General features: G+C 44.8%; 19 protein-coding genes. 6 read left to right on the forward strand and 13 right to left on the reverse strand.

The window, feature by feature from the left end; translation table 11 throughout:
* Positions 1–29: 29 nt before the first annotated feature.
* Entirely contained in the window at positions 30–185 is a 156-nt protein-coding gene (locus PSI17_RS02690; protein ID WP_167541625.1) for a hypothetical protein, read from the reverse strand.
* A 127-nt stretch (positions 186–312) separates the two neighbouring features.
* Between PSI17_RS02690 and dinG the strand changes: the two genes are divergently transcribed.
* Positions 313–2,448, forward strand: a complete 2,136-nt coding sequence (gene dinG / locus PSI17_RS02695; protein ID WP_273550481.1) for an ATP-dependent DNA helicase DinG — start codon at positions 313–315, stop codon at positions 2,446–2,448.
* 1,157 nt (positions 2,449–3,605) lie between these two features.
* On the opposite strand, the gene PSI17_RS02700 is transcribed toward dinG, so the two are convergent.
* The 3 genes from PSI17_RS02700 to rhtA form a co-directional block, all read right to left on the reverse strand.
* Positions 3,606–3,830 carry an alkylphosphonate utilization protein gene (locus PSI17_RS02700; protein WP_273550482.1) on the reverse strand — a complete coding sequence of 75 codons (225 nt, stop codon included), beginning with the start codon at positions 3,828–3,830 and terminating at the stop codon, positions 3,606–3,608.
* A 191-nt stretch (positions 3,831–4,021) separates the two neighbouring features.
* A complete protein-coding gene (gene dps / locus PSI17_RS02705; RefSeq protein ID WP_273550483.1) occupies positions 4,022–4,528 on the reverse strand; it encodes a DNA starvation/stationary phase protection protein Dps in 507 nt (168 codons plus the stop codon).
* 208 nt (positions 4,529–4,736) lie between these two features.
* A complete protein-coding gene (gene rhtA, locus PSI17_RS02710; protein ID WP_273550484.1) occupies positions 4,737–5,627 on the reverse strand; it encodes a threonine/homoserine exporter RhtA in 891 nt (296 codons plus the stop codon).
* Positions 5,628–5,914: 287 nt separating this feature from the next.
* On the opposite strand from rhtA, the gene PSI17_RS02715 reads away from it, so the two are divergent.
* Positions 5,915–6,379 carry a GNAT family N-acetyltransferase gene (locus PSI17_RS02715; RefSeq protein ID WP_273550485.1) on the forward strand — a complete coding sequence of 155 codons (465 nt, stop codon included), beginning with the start codon at positions 5,915–5,917 and terminating at the stop codon, positions 6,377–6,379.
* A 78-nt stretch (positions 6,380–6,457) separates the two neighbouring features.
* Here the strand turns inward: PSI17_RS02715 and PSI17_RS02720 are convergent, their stop codons facing one another.
* On the reverse strand, positions 6,458–7,459 hold the full coding sequence (locus PSI17_RS02720) for a Gfo/Idh/MocA family protein (RefSeq protein WP_273550486.1): 1,002 nt from the start codon (positions 7,457–7,459) through the stop codon (positions 6,458–6,460).
* Positions 7,460–7,723: 264 nt separating this feature from the next.
* Here PSI17_RS02720 and PSI17_RS02725 point away from each other — a divergent pair, with 264 nt between their 5' ends.
* A complete protein-coding gene (locus PSI17_RS02725) occupies positions 7,724–9,319 on the forward strand; it encodes an ABC-F family ATPase (protein ID WP_273550487.1) in 1,596 nt (531 codons plus the stop codon).
* A 71-nt stretch (positions 9,320–9,390) separates the two neighbouring features.
* On the opposite strand, the gene moeB is transcribed toward PSI17_RS02725, so the two are convergent.
* Entirely contained in the window at positions 9,391–10,143 is a 753-nt protein-coding gene (moeB, locus tag PSI17_RS02730; RefSeq protein ID WP_273550488.1) for a molybdopterin-synthase adenylyltransferase MoeB, read from the reverse strand.
* Positions 10,144–10,242: 99 nt separating this feature from the next.
* The gene (moeA, locus tag PSI17_RS02735) at positions 10,243–11,484 is read right to left on the reverse strand and encodes a molybdopterin molybdotransferase MoeA (RefSeq protein ID WP_273550489.1); all 1,242 of its coding nucleotides are present in this window, start codon (positions 11,482–11,484) and stop codon (positions 10,243–10,245) included.
* A 226-nt stretch (positions 11,485–11,710) separates the two neighbouring features.
* Here moeA and PSI17_RS02740 point away from each other — a divergent pair, with 226 nt between their 5' ends.
* The 3 genes from PSI17_RS02740 (at position 11,711) to yeiB (ending at position 14,938) form a co-directional block, all read left to right on the forward strand.
* Positions 11,711–12,895 carry a YbfB/YjiJ family MFS transporter gene (locus tag PSI17_RS02740; protein ID WP_273550490.1) on the forward strand — a complete coding sequence of 395 codons (1,185 nt, stop codon included), beginning with the start codon at positions 11,711–11,713 and terminating at the stop codon, positions 12,893–12,895.
* Positions 12,896–13,087: 192 nt separating this feature from the next.
* The gene (folE, locus tag PSI17_RS02745; RefSeq protein WP_273550491.1) at positions 13,088–13,756 is read left to right on the forward strand and encodes a GTP cyclohydrolase I FolE; all 669 of its coding nucleotides are present in this window, start codon (positions 13,088–13,090) and stop codon (positions 13,754–13,756) included.
* A 48-nt stretch (positions 13,757–13,804) separates the two neighbouring features.
* Entirely contained in the window at positions 13,805–14,938 is a 1,134-nt protein-coding gene (gene yeiB / locus PSI17_RS02750) for a DUF418 domain-containing protein YeiB (protein ID WP_273550492.1), read from the forward strand.
* Between the two features lie 86 nt (positions 14,939–15,024).
* Here yeiB and sanA read toward each other — a convergent pair whose 3' ends face one another.
* The 6 genes from sanA to metG all read right to left on the reverse strand — a co-directional run bounded on the left by sanA (position 15,025) and on the right by metG (position 22,362).
* Positions 15,025–15,747, reverse strand: coding sequence for an outer membrane permeability protein SanA (sanA, locus tag PSI17_RS02755; protein ID WP_273550493.1), 723 nt, complete (start codon positions 15,745–15,747; stop codon positions 15,025–15,027).
* Between the two features lie 206 nt (positions 15,748–15,953).
* A complete protein-coding gene (locus PSI17_RS02760) occupies positions 15,954–17,651 on the reverse strand; it encodes an NAD-dependent malic enzyme (protein WP_273550494.1) in 1,698 nt (565 codons plus the stop codon).
* Positions 17,652–17,889: 238 nt separating this feature from the next.
* The gene (cdd, locus tag PSI17_RS02765; protein WP_273550495.1) at positions 17,890–18,774 is read right to left on the reverse strand and encodes a cytidine deaminase; all 885 of its coding nucleotides are present in this window, start codon (positions 18,772–18,774) and stop codon (positions 17,890–17,892) included.
* Positions 18,775–19,083: 309 nt separating this feature from the next.
* Positions 19,084–19,779, reverse strand: coding sequence for a CidB/LrgB family autolysis modulator (locus PSI17_RS02770; protein ID WP_273550496.1), 696 nt, complete (start codon positions 19,777–19,779; stop codon positions 19,084–19,086).
* Positions 19,773–20,186, reverse strand: a complete 414-nt coding sequence (locus PSI17_RS02775; RefSeq protein ID WP_273550520.1) for a CidA/LrgA family protein — start codon at positions 20,184–20,186, stop codon at positions 19,773–19,775. Before PSI17_RS02775 ends, PSI17_RS02770 begins: the two co-directional genes overlap by 7 nt.
* Positions 20,187–20,334: 148 nt before the next feature.
* Positions 20,335–22,362 (reverse strand): methionine--tRNA ligase, encoded by a 2,028-nt coding sequence (gene metG, locus PSI17_RS02780; protein ID WP_273550497.1) that lies wholly within the window; start codon positions 22,360–22,362, stop codon positions 20,335–20,337.
* Positions 22,363–22,452 lie beyond the last annotated feature (90 nt).

The raw sequence follows: 22,452 nt of genomic DNA on the forward strand, positions 1-22,452 counted from the left end.
CATTTGGTGTTACGATACAAGCCAATGTATTATTGTTGCCCGACGGAAGTATTTTCCTGCTGAGTCTGTTGTGGTTCTTCGGCGGGTGTGGTTGAGCGGGTATAGATATTCATCCCCGCCAGAAAGATCCCACCAACTGAGCCGATAGAAAATAATATGATGATAATGAGCAGGATTTTTTTCATCTCTGTATCCGATAAGGTTTTAATAAAGCGTGACAATAGCCATAAAAAGCCGAAAGATAGACGGTCAAAAGTATATCGGGTTCTTCATATCAGACAAGCAATAACCGATTTTTAAGCAGCAAAACTTATGGCACTTTCCAGTTCAATAAAGAATCAGATTAGTCAGTGGTATAAATCATTATCCACCCATATTGAGGGGTTCATTCCACGTGCACCCCAACGTCAAATGATCGCAGAGGTTGCAAAAACATTGGCGGATGAAGAGGGGCGGCATTTGGTGATAGAAGCCCCAACGGGAGTGGGAAAAACATTGTCATATCTGATTCCGGGGATTGCCGTTAGCCGGGCAGTGCAGAAACCCTTGGTGGTCAGTACAGCCAATGTAGCCTTGCAAGATCAAATTTACAGCAAGGATTTGCCACTACTGCGTAAAATTATTCCTGACCTGAAATTTACGGGCGCTTTTGGTCGGGCGCGTTATGTCTGCCCGCGCAATTTAGAAGCCATTTGTGCCGCAGAGGGAGAGCAGATTGACCTGATGTTTCTGGTCGAAGATCAGGCGGAAATAGCCAATAGTGAAGAGCGGGAACTCTGTCGCCGCTTGCGCAGTGATTATACGACGTTTGCATGGGATGGTTTACGTGACCACCATAAACTGGCATTGGCTGACTCTCTGTGGGCAAAAATCAGTACGGACAAAATGAACTGTCTGGCACGAAACTGCCAGTTTTACTACTGTTGCCCATTTTTTCTTGCCCGCAGGGAAATTGAAGGGGCCGATGTTATCGTTGCTAATCACGCTTTGGTTATGGCGGCATTGGAAAGTGAATCGGTTTTACCGGAAGCAAAAAATCTGTTGTTAGTGCTGGATGAAGGGCATCATATCCCTGAGGTGGCAAGGGATGCGTTGGAAGTTGAAGGCGAGATTACCCTATTCCAGCTTAATGGGCAGTTAGACGCATTTGTTCGTCATGTCGAGCAATACCTGACGCAGTTTCGGCCGGCAAAACCGCCTGCTTTGGCAAATATCCCTCGCTTACAAACGCATTGTGCAACAATCAGCGAACACTTTAAGGAATTGGCGGAGATAACTCAGGCGCTATTGCCTGAGCGCGGTGAAGCAGAAGAATACTTATTCGAACTGGGAAAGTTGCCGGATAGTTTACTGCTGTGTTGTCAGCAATTATTTAAACTTACAGATAGCCTGCGTAGTTTAGCTGAAGCAATTTTAAATGATTTAAACGATCAGACGGCCAAACAGGATATTGTCCGATTACATCGTGCCATTTTGCAAACCAGTCGAACACTGGGCTATTTTGAAAATATGGCAAAACTGTGGCGTTTGGCTTCACAAGAAGAGTCGTCCCATGCGCCGATATCTAAATGGCTGACGCGTCGCCATGAGAAAAACCAATCGCATCTTTATTTTCATTGTGCGGGAATTCGGGTCAGTGAACAATTAACTCAGCTATTATGGCGCTCTATTCCCCATGTTGTCGTGACATCGGCCACATTGCGTTCACTGAATAGTTTTTCCCGCATTCAGGAACTGACCGGATTGCATGAAAATCATGATGATCGTTTTGTTGCCCTGTCATCACCTTTTGAGCATGTACGACAAGGGCGTCTGATTATACCCCAAATGACACAGGAACCGACCATTCATCATGAAATGCAGCACCTTGAGGAAATGGCACGCTATTTTCGCTCTCAGGTAATGGAAGGGAAGCATCGGGGAATGTTGGTACTTTTTAGTAGCCAGCGAGCAATGGAAGGATTCCTGACTTTTGTTACAGACCTGCGGCTGATGTTATTGGTACAAGGTGATCAGCCTCGCTATCGATTGGTAGAAACGCATTGCAAGCGTATTGATGAAGGGCAAGCCAGCGTCCTGATTGGATTGCAGTCATTTGCCGAAGGATTGGATTTAAAAGGTGATTATCTTTCACAAGTCCATATCCATAAAATTGCATTTCCTCCGGTAACCAATCCGGTCATTGTGACTGAAAGTGCATGGTTGAAATCGTTGAGGCGTTACCCATTCGAAGTACAGAGTTTGCCTTGCGCATCTTTTAACTTGATCCAACAAGTAGGAAGGTTAATTCGTAGCCATCAATGTTATGGTGAGGTGGTGATTTATGACAATCGGTTACTGACCAAACGTTATGGCCCGCGTTTATTGAAGTCTTTGCCTGTATTTCCCATCGAACGGCCAAATGTGCCCTCGGAAAAGGAATTGGTCATCATGAAAAAGGATAAATAACACAAGGAGGCGTTATTTATCCAATCGCGTTACATCAATGCTATAATTTGATGATTTGATTCTTATCTATTTTATAATCATGGGTCATTAACCCTTGTAAAAAATTCTCATCATGAGCACTTAGAATGAAAATTCTTTTGTCAGCAAGGGTTTTGATCAACACCTTTAACGAAATTGATTTTACCTTTATTCTTGGTGATTTTATAAATGATTCTTTATCATGCTAAAAAATAGTTTTTTATAAAAAATTATTCATGGATAAATCTCAACGGGGCAATGGCTAAGGGACTGTCAGCTTCAGGTATGTATACCCGTCACTATTGAAGGTATTGAGTACCTTAATATGACGGATATACATTCCAAATTAAACATTGAGTTGAAATCACAGCCTATTGAAACCCCAAATGTTAACCAAAATTGAAGTTATACGGTATCTATTGGTGCATACACTTGTTATATTCCGTATCAACACAGTATTTATATTTTCCAGGGTGGCCCAGGTATTTGCCACATGCAATGTGCGCGCGTAGTGAACATTCATCAGGTTTATCAGTCGCAAAGGTACTCCATGATGTTAATAGTAAAATGGCTGTGCATAGAGTCAGTAAAATTTTCATCTTGTCACCTTCATGTAAAAGTGAAATTGATTGTATCTATTGGTGCATACAATCGCTATATACCTCTTTGATGCAAAAATTATATTTTTTATGGTGTTTTATATGCTTAGCACATATGGTACGTGCTTTTTCCATACATCGACCAGATTTGTCGGGATCTTGTGTTGCTTGTGTTGCAAAGGTATTCCATGATGCTAATAGCAAAATGGCCGTACATAGAGCCAGTAGTGTTTTCATATTATCACCATCAGGTAAATTTCAGTATTTTAAATATCTTTAATCTGTGTTGGAATAAAGACGGAATTATAATAAATCCCCTTTGTTGAAATTCCAATCTATTTGGTATTTTTTATGGATGATCTATTTAATGGTTTGATTTTTTAGGTAATATTTCACTTTTTTGATCAAATGTAATTGGCAGTGGTAATAATGATTCATCTGATCTCATATTATTCGATTTTTAACCCTATTAATAAAAAAGGATAAATAATATAAGAGTTAATATTATTTATCCTTTAATCAAAAATGGGTTTGTAACTGTTATTTATCTACTTTTTTCAGGAAGCAGGTTTTCAGAACTAACCCTTTGATTTTGTCCGCATTACACTCAACTTCATCCTCGCGGTGAGTCAGGCGGATGTTTTTGATCAGGGTGCCGCGTTTCAGGGTCTTGGAAGTTCCCTTGACTTTCAAGTCTTTGATAACCTGAACGGAGTCGCCGTCATCCAGCAACGCACCATTAGAATCTTTAACTTCGATATCCATTTTATAGAATCCTCATGTTTATTTTTGAGTCAAACAGGGATTATAGAGAGAAAATCGATCTTTTTAAAGGCTGGTATGCTTTTCACGGTGATAGCTTCTGTTTTTTAATGTTTTTCTCCATCAACAACAAAATTGATGTAAAAAAGGCCACAACCGTGGCCTTAACTTAATGAAAAAATAGTGTTTTTATTTTATTGCTCAATATTTGCTTCGATAAACCATAAAAATTTGTCAAGATCACGGGATGCAGCAGTAAACATATCCGCAGTATCTTCATCTTCGGCATCAACAATAGCCTGACGGGTATCGTTGGCAACAACAGCATAGCGATCGGCCAATGCCTTGAGATGGTCTTGAACATTGTGAATATCCGTTGGGTAGCTTTTCAGTGTGGTACGTTGATGCACTTCCTGAACAGTTCCCAATGCGGTTCCACCTAATTGGACTGCCCGTTCTGCAAATATATCAAGATGTTCCATGATAGCATTGCGGAAATCATCCAGCATTTCATGGATGGCAATGAAATTTCGGCCACGCATATTCCAGTGGGCTTGTTTAGTCAGCATGGAGAGGTCAATGAATTGGGTCACCCTATGATTTAAGGCAGTAATCGTTCTCTGTTTAATACCTTCATCAATATTGTTGCGGGTATAAATCAGGCCGGAAGGTTGGGTTTTGATTAATTTCGCTGTACTCATAATAATGCTTCCTTAATTCTGAATAATGAATTGTTTCATTAGATAGAATAAATTTAGCTGATCATCTGCCAGATGTCATATTGCTTATCTCTATTGAATTGATAGCCATCACTTCCGTCATTAACACATTGATAATTTATGAAAATAAGCTACCGGAGAATAAAAAATTTTCTCCGGTTTAATGAATGACATCACTATTTTTAAATCATTATTCTACTTTTTCTATTTTAGTTTTTCGTTTAATGGTCAGGGTGGAACCCATGGAAGCACAAATAATGCAGAAAAGGGCAACCCATTGGGTCATTGTCAAATGTTCATTAAGGAAGATGATACCCGATAATGCCCCCAATGCAGGTTCAAGGCTCATTAATGTCCCGAATGTTTTGGCTGGCAGACGGGTCAGCGCAATCATTTCCAGCGTGTAGGGAAATGCAGTAGATAAGATGGCAATCCCCAGCGCAATAGGCAGCAGGGAAACATCAAACAGTAATTCAGGGCCAGTCTGCATTAATCCGATGGGGAAGAAGATAAAGGCAGCAATCAGTGAACCGACAGATACCGTTGCGGCACCATAACCCGCGCCAGCACGTTGTCCAAAGATAATATAAAGTGCCCAGAAAACGCCTGCGCCCAGAGCGTATAAAATACCGATAGGATCGAGTGTATTGACGCTATCTCCGAGTGGCAGCAGGAAGCCTAATCCAACAATAACCAACCCAATCCAGAGAAAATCCAACGGGCGTCGGGAGGAAAACATGGCTACTGCCAAAGGTCCGGTAAATTCAAGTGCAACGGCAATGCCGAGAGGAATCCGGGATAAAGACATATAAAACAGGTAGTTCATTGCTCCCAGAGAAATACCATAGGCAAAAAGTGGGATCAGCGAAGCACGCTGAAATTTCAGGCGCCACGGTTTAAAAATCAGAAATAGAATAATCGTTCCTAATGCAAGTCTCATGGCGGTGACACCGGGCGCGCCAATGACAGGAAATAGTGTTTTAGCCAGTGAGGCCCCAGCTTGAATTGATGTCATTGACAGTAACAATAGAATCACAGGAAGCAGTGGAAAAGAAGCCGCCCGATGCTTGGAAAGAGACATTTTAGAGAAAACCTCTGTCATAACGTGTTATTAAAGGGAGCCATCTTCGCAGTGAACCAGAAATAACTCAACACGATTATTATCCGGTGTAGGCGTGTTAGGCTGTTTTATCATCATCATCGGCTGCTATAAAAATAGCGGGTCTTGGATTGAGGATCCCCTCTCTTATTCACGCCACTATCATGGGGATAATGGCTTGATTGTTTTCATCACCATAGACTATTATCTAAGGTGAAAAATCTAAGGTGAAAAATTATCAGGAATAATTTCAACATCAGGAGGAATTCATGATAATAAGAACTGCTTCCACGCAGGACATCGAGGCTATTTTATCTCTCTATCGTCTATTATTTAGCGAAATGTCTGTATTACAGCCTGATAGATTACAAGCGGTTGAACAAGACAGGGATTTTATTTCTTCCTCTATCAATAATGATAAATTTCACCTGCTCGTTGCAGAAGATAAAAAAGGTGATATTAGCGGTTTTGCTATTGCGCAAGAGCAGAAAACCCCGCCTTTTAATTGTTTGGTTCCGAGAACTTATGGTCATATTTTTGATTTGGTCGTCAGTCAGGATGCCCGGGGCCTTGGAATTGGTCAGAAATTATTGGCTGGTATGAAAAAGTGGGCGCAAGAAAAACATTATTCACATCTGGAATTGAATGTATTATCTCAGAATGTTGATGCCATCCGTTTTTATGTAAGGGAAGGGTATCAAGAAGTGGGCAGAACGATGGCGATTACGCTGTGATCTAAACATAATAGATTAAACTTTCCCTTTAAATAGCCAAATCAGCCAGCTAATGCTGGCTGTAATGATACTACGTGATTATTTTGAGTTAATTGAAGCTAGCCGATACTCTTTTAATACTTCATCAATCACCCAACTGGTACGGGCGGCTGATTCACCGTTGGATGGACAACGGCCATTACCCTGCATGTCATTAATCACTGTTTGAATGAGTGGCATTTGAATATGTTTGGGATTTTCGAAAGAGTACTGATGCAGTTGGTTATTTTCGTCATAGTATGAAATGGGGGAATCACCAAAGGTAGCAAAAATGATTTTTCCTTTTGTACCGATAATTTCGACTTTATCCTCGCGAGAACCGGCGACAAAATTCCAAATCCCCACCCCTTGGACGGCGTTCTCGAACACCAATGACATGGAAACACAATCTTCGGCAGGATAGGCTTTTGCCTGTGAATTGGCATGTCCTTTAACTGAAATAATTTTACCCAGCAAAAAATCCAATATATCGAGCGTGTGGCAAGCTAAATCAACAAACAAGCCTCCACCCGATATTTCTGGTTGCACAAACCACGGCAAATTATCAGGATCTTGATAGATAGCAGCCATTTCCCGGAATAACATGCAATTGACCATGCGTGGTGTACCTATTGCGCCAGAATCAATTAATGCTTTTATTTTGATAAATCTGGGTAACGCCCTGCGATAGTAAGCGACGAACAGCGAAACTTTTTGAAATCGGCAGATGGCAATCATCTCGTTGCATTCTTCGAATGTTAATGCCATTGGTTTTTCGACATACACGTTTTTTCCGGCCTGTGCTGCCAGAAGAGTATATTCTTTATGGGTAGAAGGCGGGGTCGCAATGTAAACGGCGTCAATTTCCGGATCATTAATCAAAGATTCGGCATCTGAATACCATTTTCTGATATTGTGCCGTTCGGCAAAATCTTTGGCTAAATCCGCATTGCGCCGCATGACGGCGACTAATTCTGAATTTTCCAATTTATAAAAAGCCGGGCCACTCTTGACTTCCGTGACATCACCACAACCTATAATACCCCATCTTACTTTTTGCATTGTATTTTCCGGTATATCAAATTGTTAAGTCGTAAAATTCAGTGAGAAGCCTGTAACAGTACCATTTTTTGTTCTCTATTTCTCCATTCGATAGATTCAGGTGTGTTTATAAAAAATAGTTAATATTCAATGGTGTAATTGATGCTTTGTTCTGATTTTAAGGGGGGATAACGCATTCTGGCGATACTTTTCCCCTGTTGTGGCATAATACGCAGCTATCGATTTTATAATTTCCCTTTTTTATTCACCTTAAGAGCAACAGTTGTGTTAAGTACAAACAACATCACTATGCAGTTTGGCAGTAAGCCACTGTTTGAAAATATTTCTGTTAAATTCGGCAACGGCAACCGTTATGGTTTGATTGGCGCGAATGGGGCAGGTAAATCGACGTTCATGAAAATCTTGGGCGGCGATTTAGTCCCGACTGCCGGTAATGTCAGTCTTGATCCTAATGAGCGTCTGGGTAAATTGCGTCAGGATCAGTTTGCCTTCGAAGAATATACCGTGTTGGATACCGTCATCATGGGACACACGGAGCTGTGGGAAGTCAAGCAGGAACGTGACCGCATTTATGCGATGGCAGAAATGAGCGAAGAAGATGGCTATCGGGTCGCTGATCTGGAAGTCGCGTATGGTGAGATGGATGGCTACAGCGCAGAAGCGCGTGCCGGCGAATTATTGCTGGGTGTCGGCATTCCCGTAGAGCAGCATTATGGCCTGATGAGTGCCGTGGCACCGGGCTGGAAATTGCGTGTATTGCTGGCGCAAGCCCTGTTTTCCAACCCTGACGTCCTGCTGCTTGATGAACCAACCAACAACTTGGATATCGATACGATCCGCTGGTTGGAGCAAGTGCTCAACGACCGTAACAGCACCATGATCATCATTTCCCACGACCGTCATTTCCTGAATACGGTATGTACTCATATGGCCGATTTGGATTATGGCGAACTGCGTTTGTTCCCCGGTAACTATGATGAGTATATGATCGCCGCCACGCAAGCCCGTGAACGTCTGGTGGCAGATAATGCCAAGAAAAAGGCGCAGATTGCTGAATTGCAGTCATTCGTCAGCCGCTTCAGTGCCAATGCTTCCAAATCTAAACAGGCGACTTCCCGCGCCCGTCAGATTGATAAGATCCAGTTGGAAGAAGTGAAGGCTTCCAGCCGTCAGAACCCTTATATTCGCTTTGAGCAGGAGAAAAAACTGTTCCGTAATGCACTGGAATTGGAAGGTCTGACTAAGGGTTACGATAACGGGCCATTATTCAACAATCTGAATCTGCTGCTGGAAGTTGGCGAAAAAGTGGCGGTCATCGGTGAAAACGGTATCGGTAAAACCACTTTCCTGAAAACACTGATTGGGGAAGAAAATCCGACCAGTGGCACGGTGAAATGGTCTGAAAACAGTGCCATTGGCTATTATGCGCAGGATCATGCCAGTGATTTTGCCTGTGATATGACCGTATTTGAGTGGATGAGCCAATGGAAGCGCGAAGGTGATGATGAGCAGGCAGTGCGCGGTATTCTCGGCCGCTTGCTGTTCGGGCAGGATGATATCAAGAAGAAAGTTGGCGTGCTTTCCGGTGGTGAACAAGGCCGGATGCTGTTTGGTAAGCTGATGATGCATAAGCCTAACATTCTGGTGATGGATGAACCGACCAACCACTTGGATATGGAATCTATCGAATCTTTGAATCTGGCGCTGGAGATCTATCAGGGAACGCTGATTTTCGTCTCTCATGACCGTGCCTTTGTCAGTTCACTGGCCAGTCGTGTTTTGGAAATTAAATCCGATAAAGTGATTGATTTTAAAGGCACTTATGATGAGTACCTGACAAGTCAGGGAATTGTTGAGTAATATTGCCGAATAAATCGCATGATGTTTTATTCTCTTCCCGCAGCGCGGGGAGAGAATAAGTTATTTTCGTCTTACGATTGGCAAACTTCACACAGCGGATCTTTCGGCAACGTGATTTGGCGAAATTGCATTGTCATGGCATCGAAAAGTAATACTTTGCCATGACAGATTTTTCCATATTGAGTCAATAACTTAATGGCTTCCATTGCCTGTAGGGAACCGATGGTGCCTACCAATGGCGCCATAACGCCCGCTTCAATACACGTCAGGCTGTTTTCACCGAACAAGCGACTCAGGCAACGATAGCAAGGCGACTGCGGTTGGTAAGTAAAGACAGCAAGCTGGCCTTCCATGCGGATTGCTGCCCCCGAAACCAACGGTATCTTCCGGTCATAACACAGGCGGTTAAGCTGTTCGCGAATGGCAACATGATCGGTACAGTCGAGTACCATTTCGTGTTGACCCACTAACTCATCTAACGCCGGATCATCCAAAAGCCCTGCAACGGGATTGATGAGGGTATGTGGATTGATCTCCCGCAGGGCCAGCGCCGCAGAATGCACTTTTGCCATACCAATGCGTTCATCGCGATGGAGGATCTGCCGTTGCAGATTGGAAAGGGAAACGGTATCAAAATCCAGCAGGGTCATGGTGCCAATCCCTGCCGCTGCAAGGTATTGGGCAGCCGCGCAACCGAGGCCGCCCATACCGACTATCAGCACTTTGGCAGATTTTAATCTTTCCTGTCCGTCGAAGTCGAAACCACGTAAGACAATTTGCCGGTTATAACGCAAGGTTTCTTCATCGGTCAGTTTAACGGTCATTTTTCGCTATCTTCTTGAAATGATATGTTCTTATACTCATTCGTATTGAAAGGTGCATTTATTTCGCCTCGCCACGCGAGGGGAATAAGGCAGCCTCTATTATTGATTTTTCAGTAAGTGATTGAAAAATTCAATTTGCACTGTTTCGCTGATCGCAACGTGCCCGCGTTCCCGTTCCAAAACAATAAAACAGTTACCGAGATGATATGAACTAAAGATATGGGAACCTTGATGTCCTGTGGTTTGTACTTCTAACTCCCCCTGTTTATTCAGGGAAGCAATACCGCGTTGAAAATCCAGCCTGCCGGTGGATTTCTTTAAAGGCGTTGTTGTCTTGGCAGCCAGACGCACCGGTGGCTGCCATGCAGTAAAACCTGATAAATGCGCAATCAGCGGTTGCACCAGTTGGTAAAACGTGAGCACGGCAGACACGGGATTGCCCGGCAAGCCGCAGAACCAGGCATTTTGCAATTGACCAAAGGCAAACGGTTTACCCGGTTTAATGGCGAGGTTCCAGAAACTGATTTTTCCTATTTCATCTAAAATTTGTTTGGTGTAATCGGCTTCACCAACAGAAACGCCGCCGCTGCTGATCACTAAATCCGCTTGTTGGCCTGCCGTGATAAAGGCTTGGCGCAATGTATCGGGATTGTCGCGGATCACCCCCAGATCGATAACTTCGCAGTTCAGTTTTTCCAACATCAGGCGAATAGCAAATCGATTGGTATCGTAAATTTGGCCTGCCTGTAAAGGTTCACCGATAGCTTGCAATTCGTCACCCGTTGAAAAAACGGCCACTTTCAGTTTGCGCACCACATCAACCGTTGCAATGCCAAGTGAAGCCATCAGTGGTAATTGTGCGGTGGAGAGTTTGATTCCTTTTGGCAATACCAGCGAATTCTGCGTGATATCTTCTCCGATGGTACGTATGTTTTGCCCTGATGTTACCGGATGGGTGAATCGGACCCCGGTTTCAGTCAGCTCGGTGTGTTCCTGCATCACAACGGCATCCGTGCCGGCAGGCACAGGGGCACCGGTCATGATGCGGATGCAGCGACCAGTCGGCCATTCTCCCTGAAACGGCGCGCCAGCCAGTGCCTTACCTGCCACGGGTAAGGTCTGTTTGCCATTAAGATCGGCAAGGCGGATGGCATAACCATCCATTGCTGAATTATCAAAAGAGGGAACATTGATCGGAGAAATAATATCTGCGGCGGTAATTCGATCCGCCGATTCAGTCAGGTTAATGGTTTCTCTGGAAGTCAGGGGGACGGTTTGTGCCAGTAGTTTTTCCAGTGCTTGCTCAAGTGAAATTAAGCCAGAGGTATGACAGTGATCCATAACAAACTCCCTATATGCCGCAAATTGTCATTCTCACAGATTACGGACAAGTGTTTATGCTTGTATTCTGGGCATTATGGCAAAGATTGCATTGATGGGGAATGACGGGAAAGGCTGATTGTCGCTGAGAAACGCGTTGTTAATAAAAGATATATATTACATATATGATTTGTTATAACCAAACGATGCCAACTCAATCCATTAATTCCATCACTCTTTAATCACTATGAAAAATAAAACGGTTACCTCTCATCATCGTCACTATCAAGCCTTTCAGATTGCCTTAAGCGGTTTCCTTGCGTTGGTTGTTGCAATGGGAATAGGGCGCTTCACTTTTACCCCACAAGTGCCATTGATGATCGCTGAATCCCAGCTCACATTGACAAGTGCCGGTATCGTTGCCGCATTCAATTACCTCGGTTATCTGGTGGGTTCTTATGATGCCATGCGGGCGCAGCGTTTTGTGGAATACCGCTTGTGGAGCGGATTATGGGGAGCCGTCATGATTACCCTGCTTTCCGCCTTGTTGGATGGGCCGATATTGCACAGTATTGCCCGTTTTTTTATTGGCTGGGCAAGTGGTTGGACGTTGGTGCTGGTCGCTGCGTGGGCAAATGAGGAATTGGGAAAATTGAATCGTCCGGGGTTGAGTGCGGCGGTTTTCTCCGGTACAGGCGTCGGGATTTTTATCAGTGGCATGCTGGCAATCGGGGTTCAATCTTGGCAGTTGGGTGCAGCCAGTGCGTGGGTGTTATATGGCATTTTAGCGTTGTTATTCAGCCTTTATGTCAGTCGCTATCTCCCTCGCCGTGGTGAATTGCACCGTCCGCAAACAGCGATCCAGGCACTGAGCCTGACACCGGAAATCAAGCGATTGGTATGGAGTTATAGTCTGGCCGGGTTTGGCTATATTTTGCCTGCGACATTTCTTTCTCAAATGGCGACCGCGCGTTTTCCTGATAGCTTGTTTGCCCAATTTGTCTGGCCGATATTTGGGGGAGCCTCGGTCATTGGCATTATGTTGGGAATTTTGCTGCGTAATGTATCAACCACTCAAATCCGTCTGGCGGTGACATTATGGCTTCAGGCACTGGGTATTTTGATTGCGGAAATGGTGCCGGGCATTGGTGGCCTGATGACGGGGGCATTGCTGATAGGCGGTGGATTTATGTGCGTGGTACAACTGGCTTTGCAGTATGGACGTGAACTGGCACCTCATCATGCGCGTTATATGGCGGGATTGCTGACCACAGGTTATGCGCTGGGGCAACTGATCGGGCCAATGTTATCGGCCATTTCAACATGGCTGACGGGTAAACTGGAGCCGGCTTTATATCTCGCATTTATTGGGTTGCTCATTGCCGGCTCCTTGGTATTTTATCGCACCAATACGCAGCATGAACCCGCCTGATTTGCTGCATTGAAATTGATGATGCGCAGCTATCCTCATCATTTGCGTGTATCACAATGATGAAAGCTTATTGATAGGTGTAGAACAAGATAAATAAATAGACATTGTGTAGTGTTACATTTGTGGATATCTGCGTAAAATAAGCGACCTTATTTCCCTCAAGTAACGGAAAATATTCCCTTGGAGAAACTGATGTCATCCCTAAGTACAGAAGCTGAACTGGTGCATTCGGCACTGGTTACCCGTGGTCTTGAAACCCCATTGCGTGAACAAACTTTGGAGCCAGAAGTGCGTAAGGTGCGCATTGAGGAACACATGACAGAAATTATGAAGCTGTTAAATCTCGATTTGAGTGATGACAGTCTGGCGGATACACCAAGTCGTATCGCGAAAATGTATGTGGATGAGATATTTTCAGGGTTGAATTATAACAATTTTCCGAAAATTACCCTGATAGAAAATAAAATGAACGTGGATGAAATGGTGACCGTGCGTGATATTACGATGACCAGCACTTGTGAACACCATTTTGTCACCATTGATGGCAAAGCCACGGTGGCTTATATCCCTAAGGATAAAGTGATTGGCTTGTCGAAGATTAACCGGATTGTTCAGTTTTTTGCACAGCGCCCGCAAGTACAGGAGCGTTTGACACAGCAGATCCTGATTGCACTACAAACCCTGCTTGGCACAAATAATGTCGCTGTTTCCATTGATGCTGTCCATTATTGTGTGAAAGCGCGTGGCATTCGCGATGCAACCAGTACCACGACAACAACGTCTCTGGGCGGGTTATTTAAAACCAGCCAGAATACACGGCAGGAATTCCTGCGTGCCGTGCGTCCCCTGCATTTATCATGATGAATTTTTATTATCATGAAACTCATGCAACATAGTGATAATGGGGTAATGCATAAGAGAATCGAGGTACTGGATAGTGTGCGTGGTTTTGCTATTTTGGGAATATTGTTGCTGAATATTTCCAGCTTTGCCTTGCCATATGCCGCCTATATGAATCTGTTTTATCAAGATTCAGTCTCATTTTCTGATGTGGTGACATGGTCGGTATTGAATGCCTTTACTCAGGGAAAATTCCTGTTCATCCTGACGCTGTTGTTTGGTGCATCACTTGAATTGCTTCGGCAACGGGGGCGTGACTGGAATATTCCCAGGCTACTGATTTTGGCTGTGATTGGTTTGTTGCACGGTGCCTTGCTGTGGGATGGTGATATCTTGTTGGCCTATGGCATTGTTGGCTTATTGGCATGGCATTTTATCAATACCCGGCAAAAGCTGTTTAGTACAGCGGCGACTTGCTATTTGTTCGGTTTGATGATGTTTTATCTTCTGGGGTTGTTTCCTTTAGGGGAAAATAATTCATTCTGGCAGCCTACACAGGAGGATATTTTTCATGAAAGTTATTGGAAAACATACGGTGGATTATTAGCGATAGAACATCGTATTCGGCAGATAAGCGGTGCGATGATTTTGGTGGTTGTGCAATACGGTTGGCAAATAGTGGGGGTGATGCTTTGTGGTGCCATGTTACTGCGCAATGGTTGGTTGAAAGGAAAATTCAGTCGTAGGCATTACCGCCGGCTGGCGCTATGTCTGCTGCCTGCTGGCATGGTGATTCAATGTATTGCTTTGTCGATACAATATTTATATCCCTACAGTTATTATGCTTCATGGACGGTTCGTTATACCATTACCGAATTAGCAACACCGTTACTGGCATTGGCTTATATCGCGCTGATTTATGGGTTTTGGCCTGCTATTGCGCATTGGAAAGTCACATTTTGGCTCCGGCAGGTCGGGAAAATGGCGTTAAGCAGCTACTTGCTGCAAACCTTGATTTGTACCACACTTTTTTATCGCTTTGAGTTATTCGGGCAGTTTAGTCGTTTGGAGTTGATGGCATTTATTCCTTTTATCTGGGCATTGAATATCGGGTTTGCTTGCTGGTGGTTGAAACATTATTCTCAGGGGCCGATGGAAAAGCTCTGGCGTAGTTTAACCGCAAAATTGGCAGGTAAGGTTTAGGGAAACATTTTGCCAACCATTTCACCACTGACAGATTTTAAGTTGCAGTTTTAGTTCTGGCCATTAAATAAACTGCAACTCCATTCTTATTGCTTTTGTGATTTTTTTTCTAATTCCTGTAACTCTTCCGGTGATACGGCAGGATAACCTTGAATTCCTGCTGGTATGGCATATGGGGCAGGAATAGGCATTAATGGGCCTAAAAAGCGGGGTTCGCGTTTTAAAATATAGAGGTCAGTCAAGGCACCGAGACGAGCCAATACTTCCCTGAGACGAATTGTCATCATGTTTTTCGGGGAGGGAACGACATAACATTGCGCTTCTATACCAAAATACATCGCGATAAACAGCGCGCGTTCGCAATGGAAGCGCTGAGTAATGATAGTAAAGTCGTTGGTATCAAACACTTTTCGGGTTCTGACAATCGAGTCCAGTGTCCTGAAACCGGCAAAATCCATGACAATACTACTGGCCGGAACGCCTGCCTTGATCAAATCCTTCCGCATGGTCATTGGCTCATTATAATTATGTTGGGCGTTATCCCCACTCAATAGCAAATATTTGACTTTTCCACTGTTGTAAGCATTCGCGGCGCCTTGGATCCGGTAGAAATAATATTGGTTATATTTACCGGTCTTATAATATTTGGATGTGCCGAGTACCATACCGACTTCTCGTTCAGGAAGTTGCCTGAGATCATCAAAAATGTACGGGGCGGTTTTCCAGCTAATCCAACGATCAAGCATAATAGCCGTCAATATCAGGACAGCAATGATAAAAATGAAACCAGTAATCAAGCGCTTCCACATGATTTTTGTTTGCCTTAAAAGTGATATGGGCTGATGAGCAATGGTTCTAAAGGCTACTTGACTTGAAATAGCGAAGCAAGTTTTCGCTGGAGCATATTAGATCTAACCTGATTCAATGCTGAGAGGCGAGTGATGGTTTAACTGGCGGATAATTGGGGGATTTTTAACGCCTGCCAATAGGATTGGCAGGCTTATCACAGCGATGATCAGAATGAGGTGCGTTTATAGATGCGATATTCTGGTTTCCAGAAATTGCGCTCAATCGCTTCATCCAGTGCATCTTCCGATGTCACAACCGCGACGCCTTGGATTTGGGCTTTTTTCGCCACTTCTTTGGCTATTTTGCGGGAAACTTCCTGAATGTCATCAATCAGCGGCAACAATGGGCCAGAGCCTGTTTGCGCCAGTGGTGAACAGTCTGCTAATGCGCGGCTGGCAGCCATCAGCATGTCATCGGTAACACGTTTAGCGCCAGAAGCGATAACACCTAAGCCGATCCCCGGGAAGATATAGGAGTTGTTGCATTGCGCGATCGGGTATTCCTGATCACCATATTTCACGGGGGCAAACGGGCTGCCTGTCGCGACCAGTGCTTGGCCATCCGTCCAGTTGATGATGTCTTCCGGACGCGCTTCCACCCGTGATGTTGGGTTGGACAGCGGCATCACGATCGGACGTTCACAATGTTTGTGCATTTCACGGATAATCTCTTCAGTGAACAGGCCCGACTGACCGGAAACACCAATCAGGACAGTCGGTTTGGCATTGCGAACCACGTCCATCAATGAGAGAGAATCGTTGGTGACATCCCACGATTGCAAGGCAGCGCTTTTTTGTACCAAGGCACTTTGGAAATCCAGTAAGTTTGGCAGTTTGTCAGTCAGAAGACCGAAGCGGTCAACCATAAACACACGGGCGCGGGCCTGTTTATCGCTCAATCCTTCAGACTTCATTTGAGCAATGATCTGTTCTGCAATACCACAACCAGCGGAGCCAGCACCCAGGAAGGCGACGGTTTGATCTTTCAATTGGCGGCCTGCGGCATGGCTGGCGGCAATCAGGCTACCCAGGGCAACGGCTGCGGTGCCTTGGATGTCATCATTGAAACAACAAAGTTCATCGCGATAACGGGTCAATAGCGGCATGGCGTTGTTCTGGGCGAAATCTTCGAATTGCAGCAGTACGTTAGGCCAGCGACGTTTCACGGCCTGAACAAACTCATCCACAAATTCATCGTACTCTTTGCCCGTAATGCGTGGATGACGCCAGCCCATGTAGAGTGGATCATTGAGGCGCTGTGGGTTATTTGTCCCGACATCCAGCACCACGGGCAGGGTATAAGCCGGACTGATCCCGCCACAGGAGGTATACAGTGACAGTTTACCGATAGGAATACCCATGCCGCCGATCCCCTGATCCCCCAGACCGAGAATGCGTTCACCATCGGTAACAACGATAACTTTTACATTCTGCTTGGTGGCATTTTGCAGCATGTCATCAATATAAGCCTTGTTTGGGTAGGAGATAAACAAGCCACGGGCGCGGCGGTAAATGTCAGAAAAATGCTCACACGCAGCCCCAACGGTTGGCGTGTAGATAATAGGCATCATATCGCTGAGATGGGCGTCAAGGAGCCGGTAGAACAGCGTTTCGTTGGTGTCCTGAATGTTCCTTAAATAAATGTGTTTATCAATGTCGTTTTTGAAATCGCGATATTGGCGATAGGCGCGCTCGGCCTGCTCTTCAATGGTTTCAACGGCCTGTGGCAATAAACCATGCAAGTTGAAATTACTGCGTTCTTCTTCGGTAAAGGCACTGCCCTTATTCAATAGGGGAAATTCCAACAAGATAGGGCCAGCGTAGGGAATATAAAGAGGACGTTTACTTTCGTGTTCCAGTTCCATGATGCTTACTCTTGAACTTATCAATAACAAAATCGGCTGATAGATCCTAAGAAGATAAGAAAAATAAGTACAGTAAATGTTACTTAAATATCATTATCATGAGCAAAAATGAGAGATAACAAACAGAATTAGCTAAAAAAATGTTATTTAATTTTTCGTTTTGCCCCTCTTGGAGGATATCGAGGAGAAAACCGCTATTTTGTTAATTTACTCTTTTTCTGCTTTAGGATGTATCTCGTTAAAATGCATGACGCTCTATTTTCGTACAACCTAGCGCAGTTAAGGTGGATTCTGTCGCACTCCATTGTGATAAATGGCTACTTCCGTTTTCCACCAATACCGCTCGTTTAATGGACTGACAATTGCCGCCGGCCATATTCATGAATATCAGCGCTGCCTGTAAGGGGGGCAAACTTGGGTTAAATGCGGCATTTTCTGCATAACGGCCAGTATAAATTTTCCCTTGTTCATCCAGCAGGGCAATGCCGGCATGGGATTGGCTATAAGGTGCATGGCTGCGGTTCGCTGCATCCAGTGCTGCCTGAACCAGTTCATCATTGGTCGTCAATTGATAGCCGTGATTGACCGTATCCAGCAACAAGGGGGTATCGGTTAAATCACGCGGGCCAAAGGCTTCTGGCAGGTAGTCGGCCAACGTTAACCGTGGACGGTTGGGCAGGTAAACTTCCAATTGTGTTCCACTATTCAATTCATTCATAAATTGTCGGCAATGACCACAGGGTGAATAGTTGATCGTGATGGAAACCAGCTTTTTCTCCCCACGCAGCCAAGCATGCGTGATGGCGGATTGCTCTGCATGAACGGTTTGCTGTAAGGGAACGCCGGCGAATTCCATATTGGCACCGAAATAGAGATTGCCACTTTCTCCCCGTGCAATTGCGCCCACATAAAAGTGAGAAATAGGCGCAAGGGAGCAGGCTGCCGCAAGTGGCAATAAAGCCAATGCCAGTGCCTGATCATCAAATCCGCTGATCTGTTTGATAGCTTCCACTTGTTCTGCTGTCAGCATGGCCGGAAAATCGTCGTTGCCAAGATAAGGCAATAGCGCTTTTTGCAGTTCAGGCGCAATCCCTGACCAAATGGCGTGAAAACGAGCTTGCATAGAATGATCTCCAAATTGATTGAAGATCATTCTAGGACGTCTTTTCAGGTTTGCAATGTGATAAGCGCTATAAAATTAATGAAATTCGTGTAATAAAGACATTATTTTAGCGAGTTATATCAAATTTTTAATATTTTAATGGGATTTTTTACTTTTTTGTTACCGTTTTGCAACCATTCAGGCCATCGTAATGGGGCACCGCAGCCATTAGGCGCCTCACCGCTAATAACATGGTCATTAATAGCATAGCCATTAATAAAATAGCCATTAATAGCATAGCCATTAATAAAATAGTCATTTGTAGAATGATTAACCAAACAGGTGCAATAATATCGGGAAGAGAAAAGGCGCAATCAGTGAGGTAATAATGCCGCAGGTCATTAAGGCCAGTGAACTGTATGCCCCTTCAACATGATCCATTTCCGCACAGCGAGCCGTTCCCACCGCATGGGAAGCCGTACCCATTGCCAACCCCCGTGAAGCCTGCGTTTTTATTTTTAGAACGTTAAACAGATTGTGGCCAAAAATAGCGCCCAAAATACCGACTGCAATGACACAAGCTGCGCTAATGGCAGGAATTCCACCAATGGAAGTGGCCACAGCCATCGCAATTGGGGTCGTCACCGATTTGGGCAGGACAGAGGCTGCAATTTCAGGTGTTGCACCTGCCCATAATGCGATGGCAGTTCCCGTGACCATGGCGACAATGCTGCCAATAAAACAGACGCTAATAATGGATTTCCACTGGGCGCGGATTTGGTGGAGCTGTTCATACAGCGGGAACGCTAAGGCAACAACCGCGGGTTGCAACAAATCATTCAATATCCGGCTGCCGGCAAAGTAATGTTCATAAGGGGTATGCGTCATCAGCAGTAAGGGAATGATAACGGCCATTGATATCAATAAGGGATTAAATACAGGCAGTTTGAGCCGAACTGACAGCTTTTTGGCACCGTAAAATACAATCAGGGTTAACGGCAGTGACCACCAAATATAACTTAACATTTTTCTTTCTCTTCCGGCTTAGTACCAATGATGATGCGTTCACGATGAACATAGTGGGAACAGTAAGCAACGATGACCATGACAATAACGGTGCTCACGACACAAGAAAGGAGGATGGGGAGTATTTGTTGGCTAAGTTGTGAATAATAATCCATGATCCCCACCCCGATGGGCAAAAAGAGCAGTGTCATGTTTTTCATCAACAGGCTACAGCCCGGTTTTACCCAGTGTGAGGGAATAATTTGGAATGCGAGTAAACAAAACAGAAGAAGTAAGCCAATAATACTGCCGGGAAGAGAGAAGGGAAGCTGTGCTGAAATGATATTCCCCGCGATCAGGCACAAATAGAGCAGCGCAAATGCGCGCAGGTATTGCCAACCTATCATCAGCACATTTTGGAAAGACATCATCGATTATTCCTCAATATAACGAGGGTCTTATCATACGACTAACATTGTGAATGTGCCATACATCACATAAAAAAGCGGGCCTTTTGGGGAACCCGCTTTATTATTTGTTTGATAATTAATAATTTTTTTTAAAGATGTGCCGTTATCATTTAACCTGCATACCGGGTTGGGCGCCGCTGTCCGGGCTTAACAGGAAAATCTCTTTTCCACCAGGACCTGCCGCCATCACCATCCCTTCGGAAAGACCGAAGCGCATCTTGCGTGGTGCAAGGTTGGCAACCATCACGGTCAGGCGATTTTCCAGCGCCTTGGGATCAGGGTAGGCTGCGCGAATACCAGAGAAAACTTGGCGGGTTTCACCACCGAGATCAAGCGTCAGTTTCAGTAATTTATCTGAACCTTCGACAAAGTCAGCCTGTTTGATCAGTGCAATCCGCAGGTCAACCTTAGCAAAATCATCAAAGGAGATGGTGTCCTGAATCGGATCATCGGCCAATGGGCCGGTCACGGTTTTTTGTGGTTCGATGCTCTCTTTTGAATCCACAATCATGGCTTCAACTTTAGCCATTTCGATACGGTTGAACAGTGCCTTGAAGGGTGAAACATCATGGTTCAGCAGAGGTTGCTGGATGCCATCCCAAGTCAGTTCAGTATTCAGGAAGGCTTCCACACGTGCGCTCAAGCCCGGCAGAACCGGTTTCAGGTAAGTCATCAGCACACGGAACAGGTTAATGCCCATTGAGCAGATGGCTTGCAGATCCGCGTCACGGCCCTCTTGTTTCGCCACAACCCACGGTGCTTGCTCATCAACATAGCGGTTGGCAAGATCGGCCAGCGCCATAATTTCACGGATTGCCTTGCCGAATTCACGGTGGGTAAAGTCTTCTTCAATCACCTGTGCCGCATCGACAAATTTCTGGTACAGCGCAGGATCAGCCAGTTGACCGGCCAGTTTGCCGCCAAAACGCTTATTGATAAAGCCGGCATTGCGTGAAGCAAGGTTAACCACTTTGTTAACGACATCGCTGTTTACACGCTGAACAAAATCTTCCAGATTGAGATCGATATCATCAATGCGGGAAGAGAGTTTCGCCGCGTAGTAATAGCGCAGGCAATCTGCATCAAAGTGTTTCAGATAAGTTTCCGCCTTGATGAAGGTGCCACGGGACTTGGACATTTTGGTGCCGTTAACCGTGATATAGCCGTGGACAAACAGGTTGGTTGGTTTACGGTAGTTACAGCCTTCCAACATGGCCGGCCAGAACAGGCTGTGGAAATAGACGATATCTTTGCCAATGAAATGGTAGAGATCAGCTTTCGAGTCTTTCGCCCAGAACTCATCGAAATTCAGGTCACCCCGTTTTTCACACCAATTTTGGAACGAGCCCATATAGCCAATGGGGGCATCCAGCCAGACATAGAAAAATTTACCCGGTTGATCGGGGATCTCAAAGCCAAAATAAGGTGAATCACGGGTAATATCCCATTGTTGCAGCCCGGCTTCGAACCACTCTTGCATTTTATTTGCCACTTGTTCTTGCAAGGTGCCGGAGCGTGTCCATTTTTGCAACATATCGCTGAAAACCGGCAGATCGAAGAAGAAATGCTCGGTATCACGCATTTCTGGCGTTGCACCGGAAACAACGGAACGAGGGTTAATCAATTCTGTTGGGGAATAGGTTGTTCCGCAGACTTCACAGTTATCACCATACTGATCTTCTGCCTTACATTTCGGGCAGGCGCCTTTAACGAAACGGTCTGGCAGGAACATGCCTTTCTCTGGATCATACAATTGGGAAATCGTCCGGTTTTTAATGTAACCGTTCTTTTTCAGTTCCAGATAAATTTTAGAGGCAAGGACTCTGTTTTCTTCGCTGTGGGTAGAGTGATAATTATCATAGCTAATGGCAAAACCGGCAAAATCCTGCTGATGCTCTAGGTTCACCTTGGCAATCATCTCTTCTGGAGAGATCCCGCTCTGTTGGGCTTTCAGCATAATTGGTGTACCGTGGGCATCGTCGGCACAGACAAAGTGAACCTCTTTGCCGCGCATTCGATGATAACGAACCCAAATATCAGCCTGAATGTGTTCCAGGATATGACCGAGATGAATTGGACCGTTAGCATAAGGTAACGCACAGGTCACCAGTAATTTGTTCGCGACTTGAGACATGGTTAGGATCTGACTTCCATAAAATAAAAAGGGTTTTTGATGTTACCTGATCAGGCGCGTTGTCGCTAGGGTAACGCGAAATCTTCGTCA

Source organism: Xenorhabdus sp. IM139775, from assembly GCF_028598745.1.
Classification (GTDB): Bacteria; Pseudomonadota; Gammaproteobacteria; order Enterobacterales; family Enterobacteriaceae; genus Xenorhabdus.